This is a genomic window from Streptomyces sp. NBC_00353, assembly GCF_036108815.1.
GTDB lineage: Bacteria > Actinomycetota > Actinomycetes > Streptomycetales > Streptomycetaceae > Streptomyces.
In genome coordinates, this window is record NZ_CP107985.1 from 8,512,680 (window position 1) to 8,535,344 (window position 22,665).

Below are 22,665 nucleotides of genomic sequence, written 5' to 3' on the forward strand. Positions count from 1 at the left end.
CATGACCCTGCTCGACGTACGCGACCTCTCCGTCACCTACCGCGACGGCGACAGCCTCATCCCCGCCGTGCGCGGTGTCAGCTTCACCCTGGACCGGGGCGAGACCCTCGGCGTGGCCGGCGAGTCCGGCTCCGGCAAGTCCACCATGGTGCTCAGCCTGCTGCGGCTGCTGCCCAAGAGCGCCAAGGTCACCGGACAGGTGCTGTACGAAGGCGAGGACCTGCTCACCGCCAAGTGGTCCGCACTGCGCACCGTGCGCTGGAACGGCGCATCCGTGGTCTTCCAGGGCGCCATGAGCGCCCTCAACCCGGTGCGCCCCATCGGCGAGCAGATCTGCGAGCCGATCCTGCTCCACGAGAAGGTGTCCCCGCGCACCGCCCGTGAACGCGCCGCCGAACTGCTCGACAGCGTCGGCATATCGCGGCAGCGCATGGGCAGTTACCCGCACGAGTTCTCCGGCGGCCAGCGTCAGCGCATCATGATCGCCATGGCGCTCGCCTGCCGCCCCGACCTGATCATCGCCGACGAACCCACCACCGCCCTCGATGTGATGGTCCAGGCGCAGATCATGGAGCTCTTCACCGAGCTGGTACGGAACTCCGGGGTCGGCGTCATCATGATCAGCCACGACCTCTCGGTGCTCTCCGAGATGTGCGGACGGCTCGCCGTGATGTACGCCGGTGAGATCGTCGAGACCGGCCCCTCGCAGCAGGTCATCGAAGATCCCCGGCACCCGTACACCGACGCACTGGCCAGGGCGTTCCCCACCATCGGCGACCCCACGTCCCGCTTCGCGCCCTCCGGACTGCCCGGTGACCCGCCGGATGTCTCGGCGCTCGGCGCGGGCTGCGCCTTCGTCCCGCGCTGTGTGCACGCCGTCGACGCCTGCCGTACGAAGGCCGTCGAGCTGTGGCCCGCGGGCGATCGGCGCAGCGCCGCCTGTCTGCGCGTTCTGGACGCCCACACCCCCGTAACCGAAGGGAGCCAGGCATGAGCACCGCCGCCCCGGCCCTGGAGGTCAGCGACCTCCGCATCACCTACCCGGCGCGCGCAGGCCGTGGGCCCGCCCGCGCCGTGGACGGAGCCAACCTGACCGTCGGCGAGGGCGAGATCGTCGCCCTCATCGGCGAGTCGGGCTGCGGCAAGTCCACCCTCGCCCGCGCGCTCGTCGGCCTCATCAGGCCCACCAGCGGCGAGATCCGCTACCAGGGCAAGCCCCTCACCTATTCGGCCCGGGCGCTCAAGGAGTACCGCCGCCATGCCCAGCTGGTGCTCCAGGACCCGGGCGGCGCCCTCAACCCGCGGCAGAACGTGTACGACGCCGTCGCCGAGGGTCCCCGGCTGCACGGCATCACGGAGGAGCTCAACGCCCGTGTGCACACGGCTCTCTCGCGTGCCGGACTGCGTCCTCCGGAGCGGTTCCTGCACCGCTTCCCGCACGAGATGTCCGGTGGTCAGCAGCAGCGCGTCGTCATCGCGGGCGCCCTGGCCCTGAACCCCTCGGTGATCGTCGCCGACGAGCCGGTCGCATCCCTCGACGCCTCGGTGCGCGGCGAGATCCTCAAGCTGATTCTCGAACTCCGTGACAGCCTCGGCCTGTCCGCCCTCGTCGTCAGCCACGACCTGGGCCTGGCCTGGAACATCGCCGACCGGGTCGCCGTGATGTATCTCGGCCGGATCGTCGAGGTCGGCACCGTCGAGGAAGTGCTGCTGCACCCCAAGCACCCGTACACCAAGGCCCTGCTCTCGGTGCTGCCCGAGGCCGGACGCGACCAGCGGCCGACCGTACTGACCGGCGAGCCCCCGGACCCGACCCGTATCCCGTCCGGCTGCCGCTTCCACCCGCGTTGCCCGCTCTGGCCGGAACTGGAGGGTGCCGAGCGGGCCGCCGCCGGCTGCGACACACGCGAGCTGCCCGTACTGACCGCCGACCCGGCGCCCGCCCAGGCGGCCTGCCATCTCGCCCATGGCCGCTGACCCCGCGCTCGTCGTACGCGACGTCGACGGTTCTGCCGCCATGGCGGCCTGTATCGGCCTGTACACCGAGGTGATGGGGCTGCGGCCGTCGGACGGGGGCCTCAACCCCCGCCTGCTGACCGCGCTCCAGTCCAACGGAGGCATCGTCGTCGCCGCCTACGAGAGCGACGCCGACCTGGCGCGGCCGGTCGGATTCGCATACAGCTTCCTCGCCCGCGAGGGGGGCGGCGAGCTGTTCCAGTTCTCGCAGCTCGCCGTGGTCGCCCGCCACCTCCAGGGGCAGGGGGTGGGCCGGCTCCTCAAGCACGCCCAGCGCGAGCGGACCCTGGCCATGGGGCTGACCCGTATCCGCTGGTCCTACGACCCCCTGAAGACCCGTAACGCGCACTTCAATCTGGATGTGCTCGGCGGGCGGGTCCGCGTACTCAAACCGTCGATGTACGGCGGCGAGGGCTTCGGCGACGACGCGGGCGAGCCCACCGACCGGTTCCTCCTCGACTGGGACCTGACGCGACCGGCCATGGTCCAGCCCGGACTCCCCGACCGAGCCTGGCAACCCGGCGAGTGTCTGGCCCAGGGCGACGACCTGCTGATCGCCGTACCCGCCCGGTGGGATCTGCACCGCACCGCCATAGGAGCGCCCGCCGCCGCCGCACTGCGCACCTCGCTCAGGGAAACTTTCACCGAGGCCCTGGCCACCCATGTCGGGGTCTCCTGCCTGCGTGTCACCGACGACCTCGCGGTGTACCGGTTCGTCCCGCGCGGCACCGACCAGGAGGGCGCCTCATGACGATCACCATCACCGAGATCGAACTCTCCCTTGTGCGGCTGGACTTGATCCATGAGTTCGAGACCAGCTCCCACCGCAAGTCGCACCTCGACCACATCGTGGTCAGGGCGACCGCATCCGACGGCACGGTCGGCTGGGGCGAGTGCGCCTCGCCCAGCGACCCGTACTACTGCAGCGAATCCACCGAGAGCTGCTGGTACGTACTGAGCGAGCACCTCGCCCCCATGGTCGTGGGCCGCCCGTGGGAGCACCCCGACGACGCGGCGGGCCTCACCACTCGCCTCTCGGGCAACCACTTCGCCCGCGCCGGGCTCGACATGGCCTGCTGGGACCTGTACGGGCAGGCCCGCGGCGAGACCCTCTCCACCCTCGTCGGCGGCACGGCCGAGAGGGTCAGCGCGGGTGTCAGTCTCGGCATCGAGCCGACCGTCGACGCTCTCCTGGACCAGGTCGCCCGGCATGTCGGCGACGGCTACCGTCGCATCAAGCTCAAGTGCCGCCCGGGCTGGGACCTCGAGCCGGTACGGGCGGTACGGGCGGCCTTCCCCGGTATCGCCCTCCAGGTCGACGCCAACACCGGCTACCGGGCCGACTCCGCCGAGCACCTGGCCGCCCTCACAGCCCTCGACGACCAGGGCCTGCTGATGATCGAGCAGCCCTTCGCCGAGGACGACCTGCTCGGCCATGCCGGCCTGGCCGCCCGGCTCGACACCCCCGTCTGTCTCGACGAGTCGATCACCTCACCCGCCGTACTGGCCACCGCACTGCACCTGGGCGCCGCCGACATCGTCAACATCAAGGTGTCCCGGCTCGGCGGAATCGGACCGTCCGTCGCGGTGCACGACGTGTGCCGCGAGGCCGGAATCCCGGTGTGGTGCGGGGGAATGCACGAGTTCGGCATCGGGCGCGCGGCCAACCTCGCCGTCGCCTCGCTGCCGGGCTTCACGCTGCCCTCGGACGTCTCCGGCTCCGACAAGTACTACCGCCAGGACATCGTCACCCCGCCGATCCGCGCCACCGAGGGCCTGGTCCCGGTGCCCGACGCCCGCCCGGGCCTCGGTGTCCATGTCGACGAGTCCCTGATCCGGGCGAACCGGTTGCGGCACGCCGTACTGAAGGAAGGCTGAGCCGATGCGATTCGACGCCGAGCAACTGCGCGAGCGGGCACTCGCCCGCCTGGAAGCCCTGGTCATGGCCGAGAGTCCGTCCGGTGAACCCGAACTCCTCCGGATCGTCAACGCCGATCTGGAGCAGGCCTATCGGGCTCTCGGAGCCCGGGTCACCCGCGAGAGCGGACCGCACGGCGACCACCTGGTCTGCGAGTGGCCGGGCACCCTCGATGACGCACACATACTCCTCATCGGCCACAGCGACACCGTCCTTCCCGTCGGCACCACCGTCGAGCGCCCCTTCACGCTCCATGAGGACGGCGACACCGTCACCGGTCCCGGCGTGTACGACATGAAGGGCTCCCTCGTCGCCATCGAGCTGGCCTTCGCTCTCCTTCGCGAACAGGGCCTCTCGCCGTCCCGCCCGGTGCGCCTGGTCGTCGTCAACGACGAGGAGATCGGCTCCCCGGACGGCCGCCGTATCATCGCCGCCCACGCCGAGGGCGCCTTCGCAGCCCTCGGCTTCGAACCGCCGCTGCCCGGCGGCACACTGAAGACCGGCAGGCGGGGAGTGGCCCGGGTGCGCATCGACGTCCAGGGCGTGGAGGCACACGCCGGGCTCGACGCCTCGCTCGGCACCTCCGCGATCGACGAGCTCATCGACCAGATCGCCGCTGTGCGGGGGGCCGTCCCGGCGCCACCCGCCGCCGAGTTCAACATCGGCACCATCAGCGGCGGCACCCGCGCCAACGTCGTCGCGGGTACGGCTTCGGCCGAGGTCGGCCTGCGCTTCGCCACGCCTGCCGCCGAGGCTGCCGTACTCGGCGCCCTCGACGCCCTCACTCCGGTCCGCCCCGGCGCAAAGGTGACCGTCACCCGGCTGTCGTACCGCCCCGCCTGGGAGCGTGATCCGGAAAACCCCCTCGCCGCGCGACTTGCCTCGCTCGCCGCCGAGCGGGGCACCGATCTGCTCACCGGCACCTCGGGCGGCGCCGGTGACACCAATCTCACCGGTTCGCTCGGCATCCCCACCGCCGACGGCCTCGGCCCGGACGGTGCGGGCGCCCACTCCATGTCCGAACGCGCCTCGGTCGCCTCACTGCTGGACCGCGCCGCTCTGCTCGCCGCCTACCTCATCGCACCCGAGGAGTCCGTATGACCTCCCCCGAAAACACCGGCCTGCTCCGCCCGCCCGCTCTCGGAGCAGGTGACCGGGTCGTCGTCACCGCCGCCTCGGGCGCGCCGCGCGCCGAGGACCTGGAGAAGGGCGTCGCGGCCCTGGAGAGTCTCGGCCTGATCGTCGACGTGCTGCCCTCGGCGCGCGCCGCCGGCGTCCCTCTCGACTATCTCGCGGGCGATGACGCCACCCGCGCCGCCGACCTCACCACCGCACTCACCGACCCCCGCTACCGTGCCGTCTTCATGGCCCGCGGCGGATACGGCGCCCAACGCACCCTTGAGGGCGTCGACTTCGCTTCCCTGGGCACCCCCACGCCGCGTGTGCTCGTCGGCTACTCGGACGTCACCGCGCTCATCGAGGCGGTCTCGGTGCACCTGGGCTGGGTGTCGCTGTTCGGCCCGATGCCCGTCTCGGACGACTTCACCCCTGGTTCGTATGCCTTCGACTCCTTGGCCAGGACCCTTTTCACCCCGTCCGAGGCCACCCTTCTCACCTTCCCTGCGGCCCGCACCCTGGTGGGCGGCACGGCCGAGGGCATCACGCTCGGCGGCACCGCGAGCCTGCTCTGCTCCTCGCTCGCGACCCCCACCTCGCGCCCGGCACGCGGCGGCATCCTCTTCCTGGAGGACGTCGACGAGGAGCCGTACCGGCTGGACCGCATCCTCACCCAGCTGCGCCGGTCCGGCTACCTCGACGGGGTCGCGGGCATCCTCTGCGGCACCTTCACCGGCTGCGGTGACCCGGCCGAGATCGACGCCCTGCTCATCGACCGGCTCGGCGATCTCGGCGCCCCCGTCCTGGCCGGCGCCGACATCGGCCACGGCGTCCCGATGCAGACCTTCCCGGTCGGCGTCCGGGCCCGCCTCGACGCCGACGGGGGCACGCTCACCTTCGACGGACCGGTGCTCGCCTGAACGGACCGACGGCGGTCAAGGTGCCCTTCGGGCGGTGGCCGGGAACATCGGACGGAGAAGTGCAGAGGCGGCGGGGAGAAGAGTTCCTCGCCGCTTCGGCATGTCCTGACCAGGTCTGATCATTCGTCGGCGACCGCTGCACCGGACGCGATACGGACCACCGCTCATTCAGTTGAAGTTCTTCACTCTGAAGGGTTGTTTTCAATCTAGTGAAGCTCTTCAATATGACCAAGCCCGGGTCGCCGAGGCCGCACATGCTCCGCCGAAGCGCTTGTCGTTCCACGGCGAAGCTCCTTCCGTCCCCACGCCACTGAGGCAGGTCGAAGCTGTGAGTGACGCAACCTACGTACCCCAGGACGGTCAGCCGGATCTGGACGCGCTCGTCGCCACAGTGGGAATCCAGATCAAGGCACTGCGCAAGCAGGCCGGTTACACCCTCGACGACCTCAGCCGAGGATCCGGTGTGAGTACCGGCCTCATCAGTCAGATCGAACGAGGCAAGGGCAATCCGTCCTTTGCCACCCTGGTCCAGATCGCGCACGGGCTGGACATCCCCATCGGCAGGCTCTTCCACCTGACCGAACAGATCAGCCCCGTGGTGCGGCGTGCCGAACGGCGCGCTCTCGATTTCCACGGCACCGATGGACCCGACGACGCCAGCTACGAGCTGCTCACCCCTACGCTGAACGGCGCGCTCGAGGTCCTCTGGGTCGAGACCCAGCCGGGGCATGACACCAGCAGCACCCCCTTCCGCCACAACGGCGAAGAGTTCGGGATCGTCCTCTCCGGCGTCAAGGACGTCTATCTCGACGGCGTCCGGCACCGGCTCGAGGCCGGCGACTCGATCACGTACTCGTCGAGCGTCCCGCACTGGTACGCCAACCCCGGCGACGAGCCGTCCACTTCCGTCTGGGTCATCACCCCGCCCAGCTGGTAGGCCCCGGCCTCCGCCGTACTCCGCTCCCTCAACGCCCCGGCCGTCGGCCCGGGCGCAGGTCCCGCACGGCCTGAGCCGTGCGCCTTTCACTGCGAGGTGCCCCCGCTATGGCATCGCTCCACGAAAGATCAGCTACCGCAGTCCGTACTCCCCTCTCCCAGCGGCGCGCACTGCTGGCCCTCGGCGGCGGCAACGCCGTCGAGTGGTACGACTGGATGGTCTACGGCCTGCTCGCGTCCTCCATAGGACCGCAGTTCTTCCCCTCCACCGACGACCTGTCATCCACCATGTCCGCCCTGGCCGTCTTCGCGGTGGGGTTCGCCGCCCGGCCACTGGGCGCCATCGTGTTCGGCACCCTGGCCGACCGGCTGGGCAGGCGGCTGGTCATGCTGCTGTCCATCGGATCGATGGTCCTCACCACCACCGTCATCGCAGTGCTGCCCACCCACGCGGTCATCGGCGTGTGGGCAGGCGTGATCCTCCTCGCCTGCCGGATCCTGCAAGGGCTGTCCACCGGCATCGAGGCACCGCTCAACTCCGCCTACATCGTGGAGATGGCGCCGGAGGGCCGCACCGCCCGCTTCGGCAGCATCATCAGCATCTACGTCCAGGTCGGCATCGTTGCGGCGTCACTGGTCTGCTTCCTCACCAGCGAGGCCGTCGGCCCCGAGGTCATGGGTGACTGGGGCTGGCGCATCCCGTTCGTGATCGGCGCGTTGGGCGGCCTCTTCTTCCTCTGGCTGCGCCGTTCCCTGCCGGAGACCCTGCACACCGCGGCCGAGGCCGCGGACCCCGACACCACCGGGAAGCCCCGGAAGACGAGGGAGGTGTGGGCAGAGGTCGCCCACCACAAGCTGGCGCTGCTCACCATCATCTTCGTCGTCGCGGCCGCCCAGGCGATCAACTACACCTGGACCACCGGGCTGCCCAACCTGGCCCGCTCCGCATACGCGGAGGACCCCAGCACCGTGTTCGCGGTGACCACCCTGTCGGGTGTGGTCGTCGGCGCGCTCTACCCGCTGGTCGGCCGGCTCGCCGACCGGAAGCGGATCTCGCGGACGTTCATCGTCACTCGCCTCGCGGTCGTCCCCCTGGTGTTCGTCGTCCTCGCCTACCAGGGCAAGGGGATGACCACCTTCGCCCTCGTGATGCTGGTGGGCGCCCCGGTACTGGCCTTCACGATGGGCCTCTACAACACGGTGTCCGCCACCTTGATGCCGACGAGCTGTCGCGTCACCGGCGTCGGTCTCGGCTACGCAGTCGGCGTCGCCGGCTTCGGCGGCACCGCCCCGTACGTCCTGCTGTGGCTGCAGGACGCCGGCGCCGGATGGGCCTTCCCCGTCTACGTCGCTGTGCTGTGCCTGCTCAGCGTTCTGCTCTACATGCTCGCCTTCCGCCGCGGTTCCGTTCGCGCCGGAAGCTGAAAGGAGTCCCACCATGTCCACAACAGCCGCGCCGTCCGGCGCACTTGTCCACGGACAGTCCGTCACACTTGACGCCGTCGAGGCGCCGGTCGTCCGGCGTTCGGACGTGGTCGTGGTCGGCGGAGGCCCCGCCGGTGTGAGCGCCGCGGTCTCCGCCGCCCGCAGCGGGGCGAGCGTGACACTGCTGGAGCGCTACTCGGCGCTCGGCGGACTCGCCTCCGGCGGCATGGTCCTCGTCCTGGACGACATGATCAACGGCAACGAGATCACGGTCACCGGCATCGTCGACGAGTACGTCGAGCGGATGGCCAAGCTGGGACTCGCGGTCTACCCGCCGGCCGAGGAGCGCGTCTCCTCCCAGGAGATGTGGAACAAGTGGGGCCGCTGGGGGGCATTCGACTTCCACTCCCACACCAGCCCCAAGCCGATCTGCTACGCGGTCGCCTTCGACCCCGACGGCTGGAAGCGCGTCTCCAACGACCTCGTCCGCGAGAGCGGGGTCGACCTCCGGCTGCACAGCTGGTTCTCGCGGCCGATCGTCCAGGACGGGGCGGTCAAGGGCGTCGTCTGCGAGACCAAGTCCGGTCCGCAGGCGGTCATGGGCGATGTCGTCATCGACACCACCGGTGACATCGACGTGGCCTCCCGCGCCGGCGCCACGTACGACAAGGACAACTACCTCGTCACCCTGGTCTTCCGGCTCGGCGGCGTGGACACCGCGGCCGCGGAGCGATTCGAGCAGGAGAACCCGCGGGAGGCCCGCGCGATCAACCGCAAGATCAAGCGGCTGCTCGGCGGCGCCTGGGAGCTGTGGTGGCTCAAGACGCCCGTACCCGGCGTGGTGTGGTGCAACGCGCCGCACATGACCGGCTTCGACGGCACCGACCCGGAGTCGCTCACCGAGGCCGAGTTCGAGGCGCGGGGCCGTATCGGCAACGTGCTCGACCACATCAGGTCGGACCTGCCGGGCTTCGAGAGTGCGTATCTGCTCGATGTCGCCGAGCAGATGGGTGTCCGTCAGACCCGTCTGCTGCAGGGCGAGTACGTCGTCACCAAGGACGATGTCACGTCCCGTCGCCACTTCGCCGACAGCGTCTCGCGCGGCCGTGACTACTACACGCCGTACCGCTCGCTCCTGCCGCGCGGCGTCGACCAGTTGCTGGTCGCCGGCCGCCACTACTCGGCCACTCCCGAGGCACAGCGCATCTCGCGCGAGATTCCGCCCTGCATGGCCATGGGCCAGGCCGCCGGTATCGCCGCGGCGACCGCGGTCGAACAGGGCGTGCTGGTACGGGACGTCGACCCGGCCGTGATCCAGAGCCGGATGCGCGACCAGGGCGCCGACCCGGGCGACATCCCCGCCGGGAACGCGACCGTCGACGCAACCATGGAGGCCCGCGCATGAGCACCGTACAGCCGCTGAGCGGCATCACCGTCGTCGATTTCACCCAGGTCTTCATGGGCCCGTCGTGCACGCAGTTGCTCGGCGACTACGGCGCAGATGTGATCAAGGTGGAGCGGCCCGGTACGGGCGACATCGCCCGTACCTCGATTCCGGACCCGGCGGGCCTGGACAATCCCATCTTCCTGTCGATCAACCGCAACAAGCGGAGCATCAGTATCGACACCCGTACCGAGGAGGGCCTCAAGGCCGTCCAGGAGCTGGTGCGCGGCGCCGATGTCGTGGTCAGCAACTTCCGGGCCGGTGTGATGGAGCGTCTCGGCCTCGGTTACGAGGCGCTCCGGGAACTGAGTCCGCGGATCATCTGGGCATCCGGAACCGGCTTCGGCACCTCGGGGCCTTACGCGCACAAGGGCGGCCAGGACGCCATCGCCCAGGCGTACAGCGGTGTGATGTGGCGCCGGGTCGCCGACGACGACCCCGTGACGCTCTACCCGACGACGCTGTGCGACTACACCACCGGCATGCACCTGCTCCAGGGCATCCTGCTCGCCCTGCTGCATCGGGACCGGACGGGGGAGGGGCAGAAGGTCGAGGTGTCGATGTACGACTCCATGCTCCACATGCAGATGCAGGAGGCGTGCCAGCAGCTCAACCGCGGATCCGAGATCAACTGGGCCGCCATGCCGCTCACCGCCGTGCTTCCCACCAGCGACGGTGCACTGATCATGGTCGGCGGCTTCAAGGCCAACCCGCTGCACCACATCAGCCGCGCCCTGGAGCTCGACGAGGACCTGGGCGAGCGCGCCGAGTTCGACACCCTCGAGAAGCAGTTCACCCACAGGCCCGAGCTGCAGCGCATCTTCGCCGAGGCGGTCACAGGAAAATCCACCGACTACTGGGTCAAGCGCCTGGAGGAGGAGGACATCCTCTGCGCCCCGGTGCGGAGTCTGGAGCAGACGCTGGACGACGAACAGACCGCGGTCAACAACATGATCGTCGAGATGGACCACCCGGTCGCGGGCCGCATCCGCGCGCTCAACGCGCCGATCCACCTGTCCGAGGGCGCGGCCACCGTCCGCCGGGTGCCGCCGCAGCTGGGCGAGCACGGCGAGGAGATCCTCGGCGAACTCGGCTACGACACGCAGCAGATAGCGGTACTGCGCGAGAAGGGCATCCTGCGATGAGCGGCGCGTACACCGACGAGGTGCGCTACGAGCGCGACGGGCACGTCGCCCGGGTCACCATCAGCCGCCCCAAGGTGCTCAACGCCGTCGACGCCAAGACACTGGTCCGGCTGAACGAGATCTGGGCCGAGATCGAGGCCGACCGGGAGGTCCGCGTCGTCGTGGTCACCGGCGACGGCGACCGGGCGTTCTGCGTCGGCGCCGACATGTCCGCCGACGCGGTCGACAAGACCGGCCTGCAGTACTGGGCCGACCTCGACCCCAACGGCTTCGGCGGCCTGAGCCTGCGCACCAGCCTCGACGTCCCGGTCATCGCCCGGGTCAACGGCTACGCGCTCGGCGGCGGCATGGAGATGGTGCTCGGCTGCGACATCGTCGTGGCCGCCGAGAGTGCCAGGTTCGGCCTCACCGAACCGCGGGTCGGCCGTATTCCGCTCGACGGCGGCGTCTTCCGGCTCGTCCGCCGGCTGCAGCACACTCAGGCCATGGGACTGCTGCTCACCGGCCGCAAGGTGCCCGCGGCGGAACTGCACCGCATGGGGCTGGTCAACGAGGTCGTACCGGCCGGGGAGCTGGACGAGGCCGTCGACCGCTGGGTCGCCGACATCCTCGCCTGTGCCCCCACGTCGCTGCGCGCCATCAAGCAGATGGTGCAGCGCACCGAGCACCTGTCGGCGCGGGAGGCCCACGCGATGCGGCTGCCCGCCCTCACCGAGGCGCTGGACAGCGAGGACGGCAAGGAGGGCGTGCTCGCCTTCCAGGAGAAGCGCCCGCCCGTCTGGCCGGGCCGGTAAAGGAGAGCAACTCATGGTCGATAATTTGTCCTCCGGCGTCTGGGGAGTGGTCGCCACACCGTTCCTCGGCTCCGCCCTTGAGGTCGACGGGACCAGCCTGTCCCGGCTGGTGAAGCACTACGAGGGGATCGGTGTCACCGGCCTCACCGTGCTCGGCGTCTTCGGCGAGGCCGCCCGGCTGTCCGCCGAGGAGCGCCGCAGGGTGCTCGAGGTGGTTGCCTCATCCGTGGAACTGCCGCTCGTGGTCGGTGTCACCGGACTCGCCACGGCGCCGGTGATCGAGGAGGCCCGGCTGGTACGCGAGGTGGTCGGGGACCGCCTCGCCGGGCTCATGGTCCAGGTCAACTCCCCGGACCCGCGCGTCGTCGCCGCACACCTGAACGCCGTGCACGACGCCACCGGCGCCGGGATCGTGGTCCAGGACTACCCGGAGGCCAGCAAGGTCGCCATCCGTACGGCCGACCTGGTCCGCGCCGTACAGGCAGTCCCCTCGGCGGTCGGCGTGAAGGCCGAGGCACCGCCGACACCGGCGGCCGTCGCGGTCCTCACCGCCGAGCTCGACGTGCCCGTCTTCGGCGGCCTCGGCGGGCTGGGTCTGCTGGACGAGCTGGCGGCCGGGGCCGCCGGCGCGATGACCGGCTTCTCCTGCCCGGAGGGCCTGGTCGCCTGCGTCGACGCCTGGCTCAGCGGCGGTTACGACGCCGCCCGCGAGGCTTACCTGCCGTATCTTCCGCTGGTCAATTTCGAGGCCCAGGCGGGAATCGGACTGGCCGTCCGCAAGGAAGCGATCCGGCGCCGCGGGCTGGTCATGGAGTCCGGCGTCAGGCCGCCGGCCGCTGCCATGCCGGAGTCGCTCGTCCCGCAGCTGGAGCGGCATCTGGGGCCGGCCCTGGCCGCGGTGCAGAAGGAGGTGCGGTGATGGATCTCGGAATCCGTGGCCGTACCGCTGTGGTCGCCGCCTCCACCGGTGGTCTCGGCCGCGCGGTGGCCGAGGCGCTCGCGGCCGAGGGAGCCGCCGTCGTCGTCGCCGGACGGCGCGGTGACCTGGCCGAGAAGATCGCCGCCGGGCTGCCCGAGGCCGAGGGCGTCCAGGCCGACCTCACGGCACCGGACGGGCCGCGTGAACTGATCGAGGCCGCCCGCGAGGCGTACGGCGACCCGGACATCCTGGTGCTCAACGGCCCGGGCCCGAAGCCCGGCCGCGCCGTCGACCTCGACGGCGCCGGCACGGACCTCGGATCGGCCGTGGACTCGCTCCTGCTGGCCCAACAACGTCTGGTGGCACAGGTGCTGCCCGGCATGCGGCAGCGCGGCTGGGGACGGATCCTCGCCATCGGCTCCAGCGGTGTCGCCGAGCCGCTGGCCGGTCTGGTGCTGTCCAACGCCGGCCGGGCCGCCCTCGCGGCCTACCTCAAGACCCTCGCAGCCGAGGTCGCCCGCGACGAAGTCACCGTCAACCTGCTGCTGCCGGGCCGGATCGCCACCGACCGGGTCGCCCGGCTGGACGCCGCGCGCGCCGAGCGGGAGCAGCGTCCGGTCGCGGACGTCGCGGCCGACTCCCGGGCCGCCATCCCCGCCGGGCGGTACGGCACCCCGGAGGAGTTCGCCGCGGCGGCGGCCTTCCTTTGCGGCGCGCCCGCCTCGTACGTCACCGGAACGGCACTCCGGTGCGACGGCGGCCTCGTCCGCAGCCTGTGACCGGCCGGAACCCACCCGATGAAGGACCACAATTCATGAGCACTGTGCATCGGATCAGTAACCTGATCGGTGGCAAGGACTTCCCCGGCGACGGTTACGAGCGTCGCAATCCCGCGGACCCGTCCGACCTGGTGTCCGTCTCGCCGGCCTCCGGCGCGGATGCCGTGGACGCTGCGGTCACGGCGGCCTGCGACGCCCAGCCGGGCTGGGCGGCACTGTCCGCACCCGCGCGCGGCGCCGTCCTGATGGACGCGGCGGAGATTCTGCGCGGCCGTCACGAGGAGATCGCCCGTGACCTGGTGCGGGAGGAAGGCAAGACGCTGGCCGAGGCCCGGGGCGAAGTCCGCCGGGCGATCGATGTGTTCCGCTTCTTCGGTTCCGAGGGCTGGCGGCTCGGCGGCCCGACGCTGCCGAGCTCGCAGCCCGACACCCTGGTGCACACCCGCCGCGAGGCGCTGGGCGTGGTCGGACTGATCACCCCGTGGAACTTCCCGATCGCCATACCGGCCTGGAAGATGGCGCCGGCACTGATCGCGGGCAACGCGGTGGTCCTCAAGCCCGCCGAGCTCACCCCGGTGTCGACCCGTCACCTCGCCGACGCGCTGGTGCAGGCGGGTCTGCCGGCCGGCGTGCTGAATGTGGTGCACGGCGCCGGACCGGTCGTCGGTGAAGCGCTGGTGACCGACCCCCGGGTGTCGGCGGTGTCGTTCACCGGGTCCACGACGGTCGGCATGCACATCGAGCGCACCGTTCACGAGCGACGCGGCCGGGTGCAGGTCGAGATGGGTGGCAAGAACGCCTTGGTGGTGCTCGACGACGCGGACGTCGAGCAGGCCGCACAGATCGCCGCGGCCGGCGGGTTCGCCCTCACCGGACAGGCCTGCACCGCCTCCTCCCGGGTCATCTGCACCCCGGGCGTGTACGAGGCCTTCGTCGCGGCGCTCACCGAGCAGGCAGAGCGCTACCGTCCGGGCAACGGTCTGGACGGGGACACCCTGATGGGCCCGGTGGTCAGCGAGCAACAGCTCGCCGGTATCGAGGCGGCGATCGAGCGAGCCAGGGACGAGGGCGTGACCGTCGCGGCCGGCGGTGTCGCCCCCCAGGGCCTGATGCTGGCACCCACCGTGCTCACCGGTGTCGGCCGGGACAGCGCCGTCGCGCGTGACGAGATCTTCGGCCCTGTGGTGGCCGTACTTGTCGCCGAGGATCTCGACGACGCGATCGAGCTGGTCAACGACTCGCGGTACGGGCTGGCCGCAGGCGTGTGCACCCGAAGCCTCGCCGGTGCCCAGCGGTTTGCCGCGCGGGTCCGGGCCGGCGTGATCAAGGTCAACCGCCCGACGACCGGACTGGACCTGAACGTGCCCTTCGGAGGCGTGAAGGATTCGTCCAGCAATACCTACCGCGAGCAGGGAACCGTGGCCACCGAGTTCTACTCCTGGTCCAAGAGCGTCTACCTGGGCTGGGACGACTGAGCCACTGACCAGCCGCACCATCCCGCGGACCGCTGCGGTTGCCGGGCCCCTTCAGGCCCGGCAACCGCAGCGGTTCAGTCGTGGGCCGGAGCACCGAGGGCGTGACGCCCTCGGTGCTCCGGCCCGGGGGGCTACTCGCGGTCGCCCGCGCCGGCCTTGCGGCGGCGGACCGCCAGCCCGCCGACGACGCCGAGCACCGCCACAGCACCGACACCGGCGGCCACGGTTCCGGTGGACATGGAGGAGTCGGCGCTCTTGGCGGCCGGGGCGGCCTTGGCGTAGTTCCAGAACGCCAGCTGGGTGGGCATCACGCCTGCCGCGTCCGCCTTGCCGGAGATGAGGCCCTTGACGGTGTCCGTGCGGGCCGCGGACAGGCCGTTGTCGTAGTACAGGATCATGTCCTGGTTGTGGCGGTAGAGGATGTCCTGCATCTCGCCGACGATGCGCGCGCGCTCGGCCGGGTCGAAGGCCTGGATCTGCTCCTGGAAGAGCTTGTCGTACGCCTTGTCGCAGTGGAAGGAGTCGGTGGAGCCGCTCGTTCCGTCGTCCTGCGGGCGGGTGTCGCAGGTCTGGATGCCGAGCATGTAGCTGGGGTCGGGGCCGGTGCCCCAGCTGTCCATCAACATGTCCCAGTCGCCCTTGGCGAGGTTGTCGTTCAGCTTGGTCATGCCGAACGGCTGGATGGTGACCTCGATGCCGATGTCCTTGAGCCAGCCCTTGACGTAGGACGAGATCTGCGCGTCGCCGGTGCTGTCGGAGTGGATACCCAGGCGCAGATTCAGCTTCTTGCCGGACTTCGGGGCCGTTCGCACCCCGTCCTTGCCCTTCTTGTAACCGGCCTCGTCCAGCAGCGCGTTGGCCTTGGCGAGATCGAAGTCCACCGCCTTGCCGGCCTCGGGCGTCCACGCCCACTGGCTCCAGGCGGGCGGAAGATATCCCACGCCGGGTGCGCCGAGGTTGTTGAGGACCTTCTTGACCAGGGTCTTCTTGTCCGTGGCGTAGGCGATCGCGGTGCGCACGGCCTGATCGGCCAGTGCAGGGTTTGCCGTGCCGATCGGCTTCTCGTTACGGGTCTTCGCCCCGGCGTTGATCTCGATGGCGGTCCAGTGGTGGCCGGGCGTCTGGAAGGCCGTGACGTCCTTCTCGCTCTGCAGAGCCTTGAACTGCGTGGAGTTCATCGAGGTGACGTAGTCGATCTGACCGCTGCGCAGCGCGGCCACCGCGGCGTCGGTGGTCTTGTACTGCTGCTCGAGCAGGTGGTCGTACTTGGGGGCGCCGAGGAAGAAGTCCTTGTTGGCGTCGAGCTTGGCGTACTGCTCGGTCTTGTAGGTGGCGAGCTTCCAGGGGCCGTAACCGACCAGCGGGAAGCTGTTGTTCTTGAAGCTCTTCAGGTCGCCGGTGTGCTTCTCCCAGATGTGCTTGGGCACGATCGGGATGCTGCTGGGGGTGGAGACGTACAGCATGTTCGACTGCGGGGCCTTGGTGGTGATCACCAGGGTGTTCGCGTCGGTGGCCTCGACCTTGGCGAAGTTTCGGACCAGTGAGCCGTTGGCCGTGGCGGCGGTCTCGTTCGTCATGATCAGGTTCAGCGTCCAGGCGGCGTCCTCGGCCGTGATGGGCCGGCCGTCGGACCACTTCAGACCCTTGTGGATCTTGAAGGTCCAGCTGAGCTTGTCGGCGGAGGTGGTCCAGGAGTCGGCGAGGTAGGGCGCCGCGCTGCCGTCCGGGCGGAGCGAGTTGAGCGACGGGTAGACCTGGCCGAAAATGTCCAGCGCGCCGTCGAAGTACGCGAGGAAGGGATTGAGGGTGTCCACTCCGGACGTGTCCATGGTCACGCGGAGGGTGGTACCGGCGCCGTCGGCTTGGGCGGCGGTCGCGGGAAGCGCGAGGATCGGCAGGGCGAGAGCGGCGAGAGCGGCGGCGGCTCTGCGCGGTATGCGCACGTTCACAGGGGGCAACTCCCTTGGGCGGGGACGGGAATGCAGCGGAGGCGCATTGGCTGGAATGCATCTTCGTAAGTCACCTGCGCCAAAGTCCATAGCGACGGCAAGAATTTACAAAGATCCACTGGCGAAAGCGGCGGCCGGCCCCATCGTGCGGAGCCGGCCGCCTGAGCTGAGCTGAGCGTCAGCCGGTGAGGTGGTAGTAGCCGAGCAGGTCGCTGTGCGAAGCGATGGTGTCGTCGCGCACGTACGAGGCCGTCTGCGGGGCGTTGACCATCATCGCCACCCCGTTCACGGTGCCGGTGTAGACCCCGACGTGGTGCACGGTCGACGCCGAGCCGCCGAAGAACACCAGGTCACCGGGGATCGCGGTGGCAGCGGTTACCTTGGTGAAGCGCGGGTTGACCACCTGGTCCTTGGTGGTCTGGCCGATGTCGCCGGCGCCCGCCCGCCAGTACAGCCAGCGGGCGAATCCCGAGCAGTCCAGGCCCACCTCCTTGTCGGCCGGGCACGGTGTGATCGAGCCGCCGTAGCCGTCGCAGATGCCGATCGACGGGCCGAAGTCCGTCTCGTGGCCGCCGCCCCAGACGTACTGGATGTTCTGGCCGGTGGCCTGCTCGCCGAAATTGACGACCGCCGCGTAGCGGCCCGAGCCGAGGTCGGCCGGCTGCTGGGGCGCCGGGTCGCCGTAGAGCTTCGCCTTGGTGGCGGGGTCCACCACACCGGTGGCCGCCAGCCCCACCGAGGACTGGTAGGTGCGTACCGCGTTGGTGGTGCCGGAGCCGAGGACATGGTCCACGGTCAGCGAGGCGCCATGGGCGTTGAGCTTGTTCTGCAACTCGGTGACGCAGCCGTCGCTCTCGTTGGGCTCCAGGTCCACCGGGCAGCGCAGGCTGCGCAGGTCGATGGCGACCGTGGGGTCCTCGTAGTACAGCGCGGACTTGGTGGCCGGGCCGACCAGACCGTCCGAGGTGAGGCCCTTGGAGGTCTGGTAGGACTGGACCGCCGCAGTCGTCGCCGGGCCGAAGTCGCCGTCCACCGTCAGCGAGGCACCGCCGAAGTTGAGCAGCGTCTGAAGCTCGGTCACACAGCCGCTCAGTTGGCCCTGCTTGACGGTGCTCGGGCAGTCGGAGGAGAGCAGATTGGTCCGTGCGGGAATGGTCGCGGCCGCCGCGGGCATCGCGGTGCTCAGTGCGAGCAGTCCCGCTGCCGCCGCGACCGCGAATCCGCGGCCGGCCCGGCGGAGTTTTCCGTATGCAGGCATGGTTCTCCCAGGAGTCTGAATCGCCATGGATCGGGGGTTACTTGCCGGCTTGCAGGGCGGACCAGGTCAGATTGCCGACGATCCCGTCCGAGGTCAGGCCCTGGGCGGTCTGGTACGCCTTGACCGCGGTGGTGGTCGCCGGGCCGAAGTCGCCGTCGATGCTGAGCGTCTGACCGCGGGCCGCGATCAGCGCGCGCTGCAGACGCTTGACGTCGGTGCCGGTGGAGCCCGACTGGAGGGTCGGCCTGGTGCCCGCGGACAGCAGGGCGGTCCAGGTGTGGGAGTCGACGGTGCCGGTGACCGGCAGCGACTTGGCGCTCTGGAAGGACTGGACGGCGCTCGTGGTGCCCGAGCCGAAGGCCCCGTCCACGGTGCCGGTGAAGTACCCCTGGCGCATCAGCAGGCACTGGGCGGCGCTGACCAGGCCGCCGGAGGAACCCGCAGAAATCGATCCGTACGCCGAGAAGTCGAGGCTCGCCGTGCAGGAACCGGCGAACGGCCCCACGCCGACGTCCAGGTAGTCGCGGTCGATGTTGATCGTCACGCCGCCCCAGGTCTCGTCGGTGTCCCCGCTGAGCTGGTGGATGCGCTGGTGGTCGGCCCAGTACTCGTCGGGAACGTAGGGCGTGGCGTCGTTGTCGGCCTTGCCGTTCCAGCGGGCGAACCAGATGTGGTCCGGCATCGTGTAGGTGCCGGTGGTGTACTCCCCGGCCAGGTCGGCCATGGAGGTGGCGGAGGTGTAGACGCCGGAGAGGTAGCCGCTGCTGTGCAGTTCCTCGGTCCAGGCGCTGAGGAAGGTCATCACCGCGTTACTGCATGCGGTGTTGGTCTGGTCGTACGCCTCCATGTCGTCGTAGAGCACGCTGCCCTGCGGCAGCCCGAGTGCGGCAGCGGCGGCGACGGCTTCCTGCGCCTCGCTGTGACCCTGGCTCGCGGCGGTGGCAAGGGTGGACGACACCTTGTGGCTGAAGGTGTTGCACGGCGCCTGCAGTCCCACATGGATGGGGATGATGTGCCAGCCCGCCGAGGTCTGCGTCTGGATCCACGGCGCGGTCAGGTTCGGCTGGTCGCAGGCGGCGCTGATGCCGCTGATGTACACCCCGATGGCCCGGAACGGCGAGGCGGACCAGGCGGACATCTGCGCGTTGGACGGTGCGGCGCACGGGTCGAAGCCGAGACCCGTGTACGTGCCGGGCTGTGCGGCGACGGCGGACGCGGACGCGGACATGGCCTCGGCCCGGCCCGCCGGGGCTGCGGACAGGGTCACCGCCTCGGCGCCGGCGTCCAGGTCCGCGCTGTCCAGGATGGTCTGCGCGGCGGCATCGTCCGCACCCACCGAGGCGGTGACCAGCACTCCGGCTGCCGGCACCGCCTGGCGTATCCGCCCGGACGGCGCACCGCCGGTCCGCGGTGCCGCGGCCCTGGCAGCGCCCTTGGGTGCGATGCGGGTGGAGCCGTCCACCGACTTCCGGCCGGTCGCGTCCAGCGGTTCGATCACCAGCGCTTCGGTGCGGCCGACCAGCCCGGCCGGGCAGGTGGCCTGACCGGCATCGGTGGCGTGGCCGAGGTAGACCGCGTGGCGATCGAAGCGCACACAGGTATCGGGGTGCGCGGCCAGGTCGATGACCGGCCAACTGCTGGGCACACGTACGTGATAGCCCCGGTAGGAGACATCCTTGGCGCCGTCGGCGGCGCCGGCCGGTGCTGCGGCGGTGGCCAGGGCGGCGGTGCTCAGTGCGGCCAGCGCGGTGAGCACGGTGGTTGCGGCGCGCAGATGCGCTCGTGGTGGTCTGGGCAGTCTCATGGCACTCCAGGTCGGCCTCTGGGATGGACAGGACATGCGCCTTTCACCCGGATCACGGGGCCGGCTCGCATCGTCGTGCGGCGCCGCCGTGAGCAGGGCAGGCGAAAGGTAGCGCGTCATTGAGTTGCGTTGCACTACCTATTGCCGAAAATTTCTTACCAAGCTGCTGAGCCGTGTCGCGCTTCAACAGAACTGGCCGGTCCGGCAGTTCGATGTGAGAACTCATCAGCGCAGTTGTGAGTGCAGTGGTTTCGGGAGTCCCGGCATGGGGAATGACGGCCTGCGCAGCGATGTTGTGATGTCCATGACCTTCTTTGTTGACGTGACGGTGCGCGGCTACGAGCTCGATACGCAGGGACATCTGAACCAGGCGGTCTATCTGCAGTACGCAGAGCACGCCCGGTGGGAGCTGCTGCGAGCCGCCGGCCTGCCGCAGGAGAAGCTGCTGGCCGGCGGCGTGGGTCCGGTCGCGCTCGAAGTGACGGTGAAGTTCCTGCGGGAGCTGCGGGGCGGTGAACGGGTGCGGGTGACCTGTCAGTTCGTCTACGGCAGCGGAAAGACCTTCGAGGTGGTGCAGAAGATCATCAAGGAGGACGGCGCGGTCGCGGCGGAGATCACGGGCGTGGCGGGCATGCTCGACCTGACCGCCCGCAGGCTCATCGCCGATCCGGCCGGCCATCTCGCCTCGCTCGCCGGAAACCCGGACCTGCTCAGCGGCTGATCGCAGGCGGCCGGGCCGTGCGGGAGGCGGTGCGCAGGACGGCCGCCGCCTCGTGCGTGGCGTCGGCGCGGCTCCCGCTCTCGTTCACGGGGTGAGATCCGTCCCGTCCGCCCCGTGCCCGTGGTGCGATGCGGGGCAAAGTACGATGGGTCTCGTACCATGGAGCGTCCGGACGAAGCGACGACAGGAGCCGACGTGACCGCGACCAGCGCCACTGCCGCGAGTGGCACCGCCGCCCCGGGCGCCGGTGCCCGCGTGCTGGCCCACCCGGCACGTGAGGAGATGCGCATCGAGGCCGTGCTCCACGCACTCTCCGACCCGATGCGGTTGCGGGTGGTCCGCGAGCTGGCCGCCGCCGAGGGCGAGCTCACCTGCTCCCGTATCGAACTGCCGGTGTCCAAGTCCACATCCACGCACCACTTCCGGGTGCTGCGTGAGAGCGGCATCATCAGTCAGACCTACCGGGGCACCGCCAAGATGAACGGGCTGCGCCGCGACGACCTGGAAGTACTCTTCCCCGGCCTGCTCGACAGCGTTCTCGCCGCCGCGACCATGCAGGCGGACCGGCTCGGCGAAGGCTGACAGCGCACCGCGGATCCGTCCGCGGCCCTCGACTCAGCGCCGGTCGCTGTGTGCCGCCTCCAGCAGTCCCGCCCAGTCCGGGATCTTCACCGGCCCACGGCCGAGCGACCGCCCCAGCGCGGCTTCCGCCCGCTCGATCGACTGCCAGCCGCCCCACTCCACCGGCTGCAGTCCCCACGCCCGCAGCGCGGCCACCGGATCGGGGGCCGCCGGCCGTCCTGCGAGGAGCGGTGCGTCGTCCAGCAGCGACGCGACCGTCTCCTTTGCACACGACCGGTTCGAGCCGATCACTCCGGTCGGCCCCCGCTTGATCCACCCCGCGACGTACTCGCCGGGCGACGGCACCCCGTCGCGCAGCACCCGCCCCGCCAGATGGGGCACGGTGCCGCGGGCCGGATCGAACGGCAGACCGGGCAGCGGCAGCCCGCGGTAGCCGACGGCCCGCAGAACGAGCTGGGCGTCGATCTCCTCGTACGCACCGGTGTCCTTTATTCCGCCGCCGCCGTCCGGTGCGGTACGCGCGAACCGCACCCCGGCGACCCGCCCGTTTCGTTCGAGGAGCTCGACCGGGCGCAGAAAGAACCGCAGGTGGATCGTGCGCACCGGGGCCGGCCCGGCAGCAGGGACATCGGCTTCCGCCCACCCGCGCAGTACCTCGATATTGCGCCGCGCCACCGCCGGCAGCTGCACCGCTGAATCCGACGGCGCCCCGGCGGAGACGTACGCCGGATCGCGGGCCAGCTCCGCCCTGTCCACCACGACCCGCGCCCCCGGCAGCCCGCCCAGCTCGCGCAGCTCCTTGGTGGTGAACCTGGCCTGGGACGGTCCGCGCCTGCCCGCCATGTGCACCTCGCGCACCCGGCTGCCGGCCAGCGCACCGAGCGCCGGGTGCGGGACATCGGTGGGCCGCAGCTCCTCGGCGCTGCGCGCGAGGATCCGCGCCACGTCGACCGCCACATTGCCGACCCCGATCACCACGACCGAACGGGCCCGCAGAGCAAAGTTGTCGGCAGCCGAATCGGGGTGCGCGCTGTACCACGAGACGAACTCGGTCGCCGAGTGACTGCCGGGCAGATCCTCGCCGGGAATGCCGAGACCGCGGTCGGTCGCCGCCCCGACGCAGTAGACCACCGCATGGTAGAGCTCGCTCAGCCGATCGGGTGGCAACCCGTCCCCGCCCACCTGGACGTTGCCGAGAAAGGTGATCCGCTCGTGCTCCAGGACGGTCCGCAGACTGTTCTGCAGCGACTTGATCTTCTCGTGGTCGGGGGCGACGCCGTAACGCACGAGGCCGTACGGGCAGGGCAGCCTGTCCAGTACGTCCACCCGGACATCGGGCACCCGGGACTGCTGGACCAGACACTGCGCGGTGTAGACCCCGCTGGGTCCGGAGCCGACGACGGCGACACGAAGCACGGTGCACCTCTTCCCGGAGTGTGCCTCCAGCATTGCACCGGTCGGCGG

General features: G+C 70.4%; 20 protein-coding genes. 16 read left to right on the forward strand and 4 right to left on the reverse strand.

Going from position 1 to position 22,665, the window contains the following annotated elements; genetic code table 11:
* Window position 1: 1 nt before the first annotated feature.
* The 14 genes from OHA88_RS38325 to OHA88_RS38390 all read left to right on the forward strand — a co-directional run bounded on the left by OHA88_RS38325 (window position 2) and on the right by OHA88_RS38390 (window position 14,887).
* Entirely contained in the window at window positions 2-994 is a 993-nt protein-coding gene (locus tag OHA88_RS38325; protein ID WP_328628890.1) for an ABC transporter ATP-binding protein, read from the forward strand.
* Window positions 991-1,977 carry an ABC transporter ATP-binding protein gene (locus OHA88_RS38330; RefSeq protein WP_328628891.1) on the forward strand — a complete coding sequence of 329 codons (987 nt, stop codon included), beginning with the start codon at window positions 991-993 and terminating at the stop codon, window positions 1,975-1,977. Before OHA88_RS38325 ends, OHA88_RS38330 begins: the two co-directional genes overlap by 4 nt.
* The gene (locus OHA88_RS38335) at window positions 1,967-2,767 is read left to right on the forward strand and encodes a hypothetical protein (protein ID WP_328628892.1); all 801 of its coding nucleotides are present in this window, start codon (window positions 1,967-1,969) and stop codon (window positions 2,765-2,767) included. The genes OHA88_RS38330 and OHA88_RS38335 overlap by 11 nt, the downstream gene beginning before the upstream one ends.
* Window positions 2,764-3,894 (forward strand): o-succinylbenzoate synthase, encoded by a 1,131-nt coding sequence (gene menC / locus OHA88_RS38340; RefSeq protein ID WP_328628893.1) that lies wholly within the window; start codon window positions 2,764-2,766, stop codon window positions 3,892-3,894. Before OHA88_RS38335 ends, menC begins: the two co-directional genes overlap by 4 nt.
* A gap of 4 nt (window positions 3,895-3,898) precedes the next feature.
* Window positions 3,899-5,035: a M20/M25/M40 family metallo-hydrolase gene (locus OHA88_RS38345; protein ID WP_328628894.1), complete on the forward strand. Its 1,137-nt coding sequence runs from the start codon at window positions 3,899-3,901 to the stop codon at window positions 5,033-5,035.
* Window positions 5,032-5,970: a S66 peptidase family protein gene (locus tag OHA88_RS38350; RefSeq protein ID WP_328628895.1), complete on the forward strand. Its 939-nt coding sequence runs from the start codon at window positions 5,032-5,034 to the stop codon at window positions 5,968-5,970. Before OHA88_RS38345 ends, OHA88_RS38350 begins: the two co-directional genes overlap by 4 nt.
* A 328-nt stretch (window positions 5,971-6,298) precedes the next feature.
* Window positions 6,299-6,907 carry a helix-turn-helix domain-containing protein gene (locus OHA88_RS38355; protein WP_328628896.1) on the forward strand — a complete coding sequence of 203 codons (609 nt, stop codon included), beginning with the start codon at window positions 6,299-6,301 and terminating at the stop codon, window positions 6,905-6,907.
* Window positions 6,908-7,014: 107 nt separating this feature from the next.
* Complete coding sequence (locus OHA88_RS38360; protein ID WP_328628897.1) at window positions 7,015-8,331, forward strand: MFS transporter; 1,317 nt, start codon at window positions 7,015-7,017, stop codon at window positions 8,329-8,331.
* A 13-nt stretch (window positions 8,332-8,344) separates the two neighbouring features.
* Window positions 8,345-9,736 (forward strand): FAD-dependent oxidoreductase, encoded by a 1,392-nt coding sequence (locus tag OHA88_RS38365; protein WP_328628898.1) that lies wholly within the window; start codon window positions 8,345-8,347, stop codon window positions 9,734-9,736.
* A complete protein-coding gene (locus OHA88_RS38370) occupies window positions 9,733-10,920 on the forward strand; it encodes a CaiB/BaiF CoA transferase family protein (RefSeq protein WP_328628899.1) in 1,188 nt (395 codons plus the stop codon). Before OHA88_RS38365 ends, OHA88_RS38370 begins: the two co-directional genes overlap by 4 nt.
* Window positions 10,917-11,714 (forward strand): enoyl-CoA hydratase-related protein, encoded by a 798-nt coding sequence (locus OHA88_RS38375; RefSeq protein WP_328628900.1) that lies wholly within the window; start codon window positions 10,917-10,919, stop codon window positions 11,712-11,714. Before OHA88_RS38370 ends, OHA88_RS38375 begins: the two co-directional genes overlap by 4 nt.
* 13 nt (window positions 11,715-11,727) lie before the next feature.
* Window positions 11,728-12,633, forward strand: coding sequence for a dihydrodipicolinate synthase family protein (locus OHA88_RS38380; RefSeq protein ID WP_328628901.1), 906 nt, complete (start codon window positions 11,728-11,730; stop codon window positions 12,631-12,633).
* Complete coding sequence (locus tag OHA88_RS38385) at window positions 12,633-13,412, forward strand: SDR family oxidoreductase (protein WP_328628902.1); 780 nt, start codon at window positions 12,633-12,635, stop codon at window positions 13,410-13,412. Before OHA88_RS38380 ends, OHA88_RS38385 begins: the two co-directional genes overlap by 1 nt.
* A gap of 35 nt (window positions 13,413-13,447) precedes the next feature.
* Window positions 13,448-14,887: an aldehyde dehydrogenase family protein gene (locus OHA88_RS38390; protein ID WP_328628903.1), complete on the forward strand. Its 1,440-nt coding sequence runs from the start codon at window positions 13,448-13,450 to the stop codon at window positions 14,885-14,887.
* A gap of 131 nt (window positions 14,888-15,018) precedes the next feature.
* Here the strand turns inward: OHA88_RS38390 and OHA88_RS38395 are convergent, their stop codons facing one another.
* The 3 genes from OHA88_RS38395 to OHA88_RS38405 all read right to left on the reverse strand — a co-directional run bounded on the left by OHA88_RS38395 (window position 15,019) and on the right by OHA88_RS38405 (window position 19,898).
* Window positions 15,019-16,836 (reverse strand): ABC transporter substrate-binding protein, encoded by a 1,818-nt coding sequence (locus tag OHA88_RS38395; RefSeq protein WP_328628904.1) that lies wholly within the window; start codon window positions 16,834-16,836, stop codon window positions 15,019-15,021.
* Between the two features lie 178 nt (window positions 16,837-17,014).
* Window positions 17,015-18,094 carry a C40 family peptidase gene (locus tag OHA88_RS38400; protein ID WP_328628905.1) on the reverse strand — a complete coding sequence of 360 codons (1,080 nt, stop codon included), beginning with the start codon at window positions 18,092-18,094 and terminating at the stop codon, window positions 17,015-17,017.
* A 37-nt stretch (window positions 18,095-18,131) separates the two neighbouring features.
* A complete protein-coding gene (locus tag OHA88_RS38405; protein WP_328628906.1) occupies window positions 18,132-19,898 on the reverse strand; it encodes a glycoside hydrolase domain-containing protein in 1,767 nt (588 codons plus the stop codon).
* Window positions 19,899-20,202: 304 nt separating this feature from the next.
* On the opposite strand from OHA88_RS38405, the gene OHA88_RS38410 reads away from it, so the two are divergent.
* Window positions 20,203-20,619 (forward strand): acyl-CoA thioesterase, encoded by a 417-nt coding sequence (locus OHA88_RS38410; RefSeq protein ID WP_328629894.1) that lies wholly within the window; start codon window positions 20,203-20,205, stop codon window positions 20,617-20,619.
* 282 nt (window positions 20,620-20,901) lie between these two features.
* Window positions 20,902-21,201, forward strand: a complete 300-nt coding sequence (locus OHA88_RS38415) for an ArsR/SmtB family transcription factor (RefSeq protein ID WP_328629895.1) — start codon at window positions 20,902-20,904, stop codon at window positions 21,199-21,201.
* A gap of 33 nt (window positions 21,202-21,234) precedes the next feature.
* On the opposite strand, the gene OHA88_RS38420 is transcribed toward OHA88_RS38415, so the two are convergent.
* Entirely contained in the window at window positions 21,235-22,617 is a 1,383-nt protein-coding gene (locus OHA88_RS38420; RefSeq protein WP_328628907.1) for an FAD-dependent oxidoreductase, read from the reverse strand.
* Window positions 22,618-22,665: the final 48 nt, after the last annotated feature.

Bases quoted from the DNA above. Each gene is read 5' to 3' on its own strand.
- OHA88_RS38335 (WP_328628892.1), top strand. From the start codon at position 1,967: ATGGCCGCTGACCCCGCGCTCGTCGTACGCGACGTCGACGGTTCTGCC.
- OHA88_RS38385 (WP_328628902.1), top strand. From the start codon at position 12,633: ATGGATCTCGGAATCCGTGGCCGTACCGCTGTGGTCGCCGCCTCCACC.
- menC (WP_328628893.1), top strand. From the start codon at position 2,764: ATGACGATCACCATCACCGAGATCGAACTCTCCCTTGTGCGGCTGGAC.
- OHA88_RS38330 (WP_328628891.1), top strand. From the start codon at position 991: ATGAGCACCGCCGCCCCGGCCCTGGAGGTCAGCGACCTCCGCATCACC.
- OHA88_RS38360 (WP_328628897.1), top strand. From the start codon at position 7,015: ATGGCATCGCTCCACGAAAGATCAGCTACCGCAGTCCGTACTCCCCTC.
- OHA88_RS38350 (WP_328628895.1), top strand. From the start codon at position 5,032: ATGACCTCCCCCGAAAACACCGGCCTGCTCCGCCCGCCCGCTCTCGGA.
- OHA88_RS38415 (WP_328629895.1), top strand. From the start codon at position 20,902: ATGCGCATCGAGGCCGTGCTCCACGCACTCTCCGACCCGATGCGGTTG.
- OHA88_RS38325 (WP_328628890.1), top strand. From the start codon at position 2: ATGACCCTGCTCGACGTACGCGACCTCTCCGTCACCTACCGCGACGGC.
- OHA88_RS38365 (WP_328628898.1), top strand. From the start codon at position 8,345: ATGTCCACAACAGCCGCGCCGTCCGGCGCACTTGTCCACGGACAGTCC.
- OHA88_RS38375 (WP_328628900.1), top strand. From the start codon at position 10,917: ATGAGCGGCGCGTACACCGACGAGGTGCGCTACGAGCGCGACGGGCAC.
- OHA88_RS38400 (WP_328628905.1), bottom strand. From the start codon at position 18,094: ATGCCTGCATACGGAAAACTCCGCCGGGCCGGCCGCGGATTCGCGGTC.
- OHA88_RS38405 (WP_328628906.1), bottom strand. From the start codon at position 19,898: ATGAGACTGCCCAGACCACCACGAGCGCATCTGCGCGCCGCAACCACC.
- OHA88_RS38410 (WP_328629894.1), top strand. From the start codon at position 20,203: ATGACCTTCTTTGTTGACGTGACGGTGCGCGGCTACGAGCTCGATACG.
- OHA88_RS38345 (WP_328628894.1), top strand. From the start codon at position 3,899: ATGCGATTCGACGCCGAGCAACTGCGCGAGCGGGCACTCGCCCGCCTG.
- OHA88_RS38370 (WP_328628899.1), top strand. From the start codon at position 9,733: ATGAGCACCGTACAGCCGCTGAGCGGCATCACCGTCGTCGATTTCACC.
- OHA88_RS38390 (WP_328628903.1), top strand. From the start codon at position 13,448: ATGAGCACTGTGCATCGGATCAGTAACCTGATCGGTGGCAAGGACTTC.
- OHA88_RS38380 (WP_328628901.1), top strand. From the start codon at position 11,728: ATGGTCGATAATTTGTCCTCCGGCGTCTGGGGAGTGGTCGCCACACCG.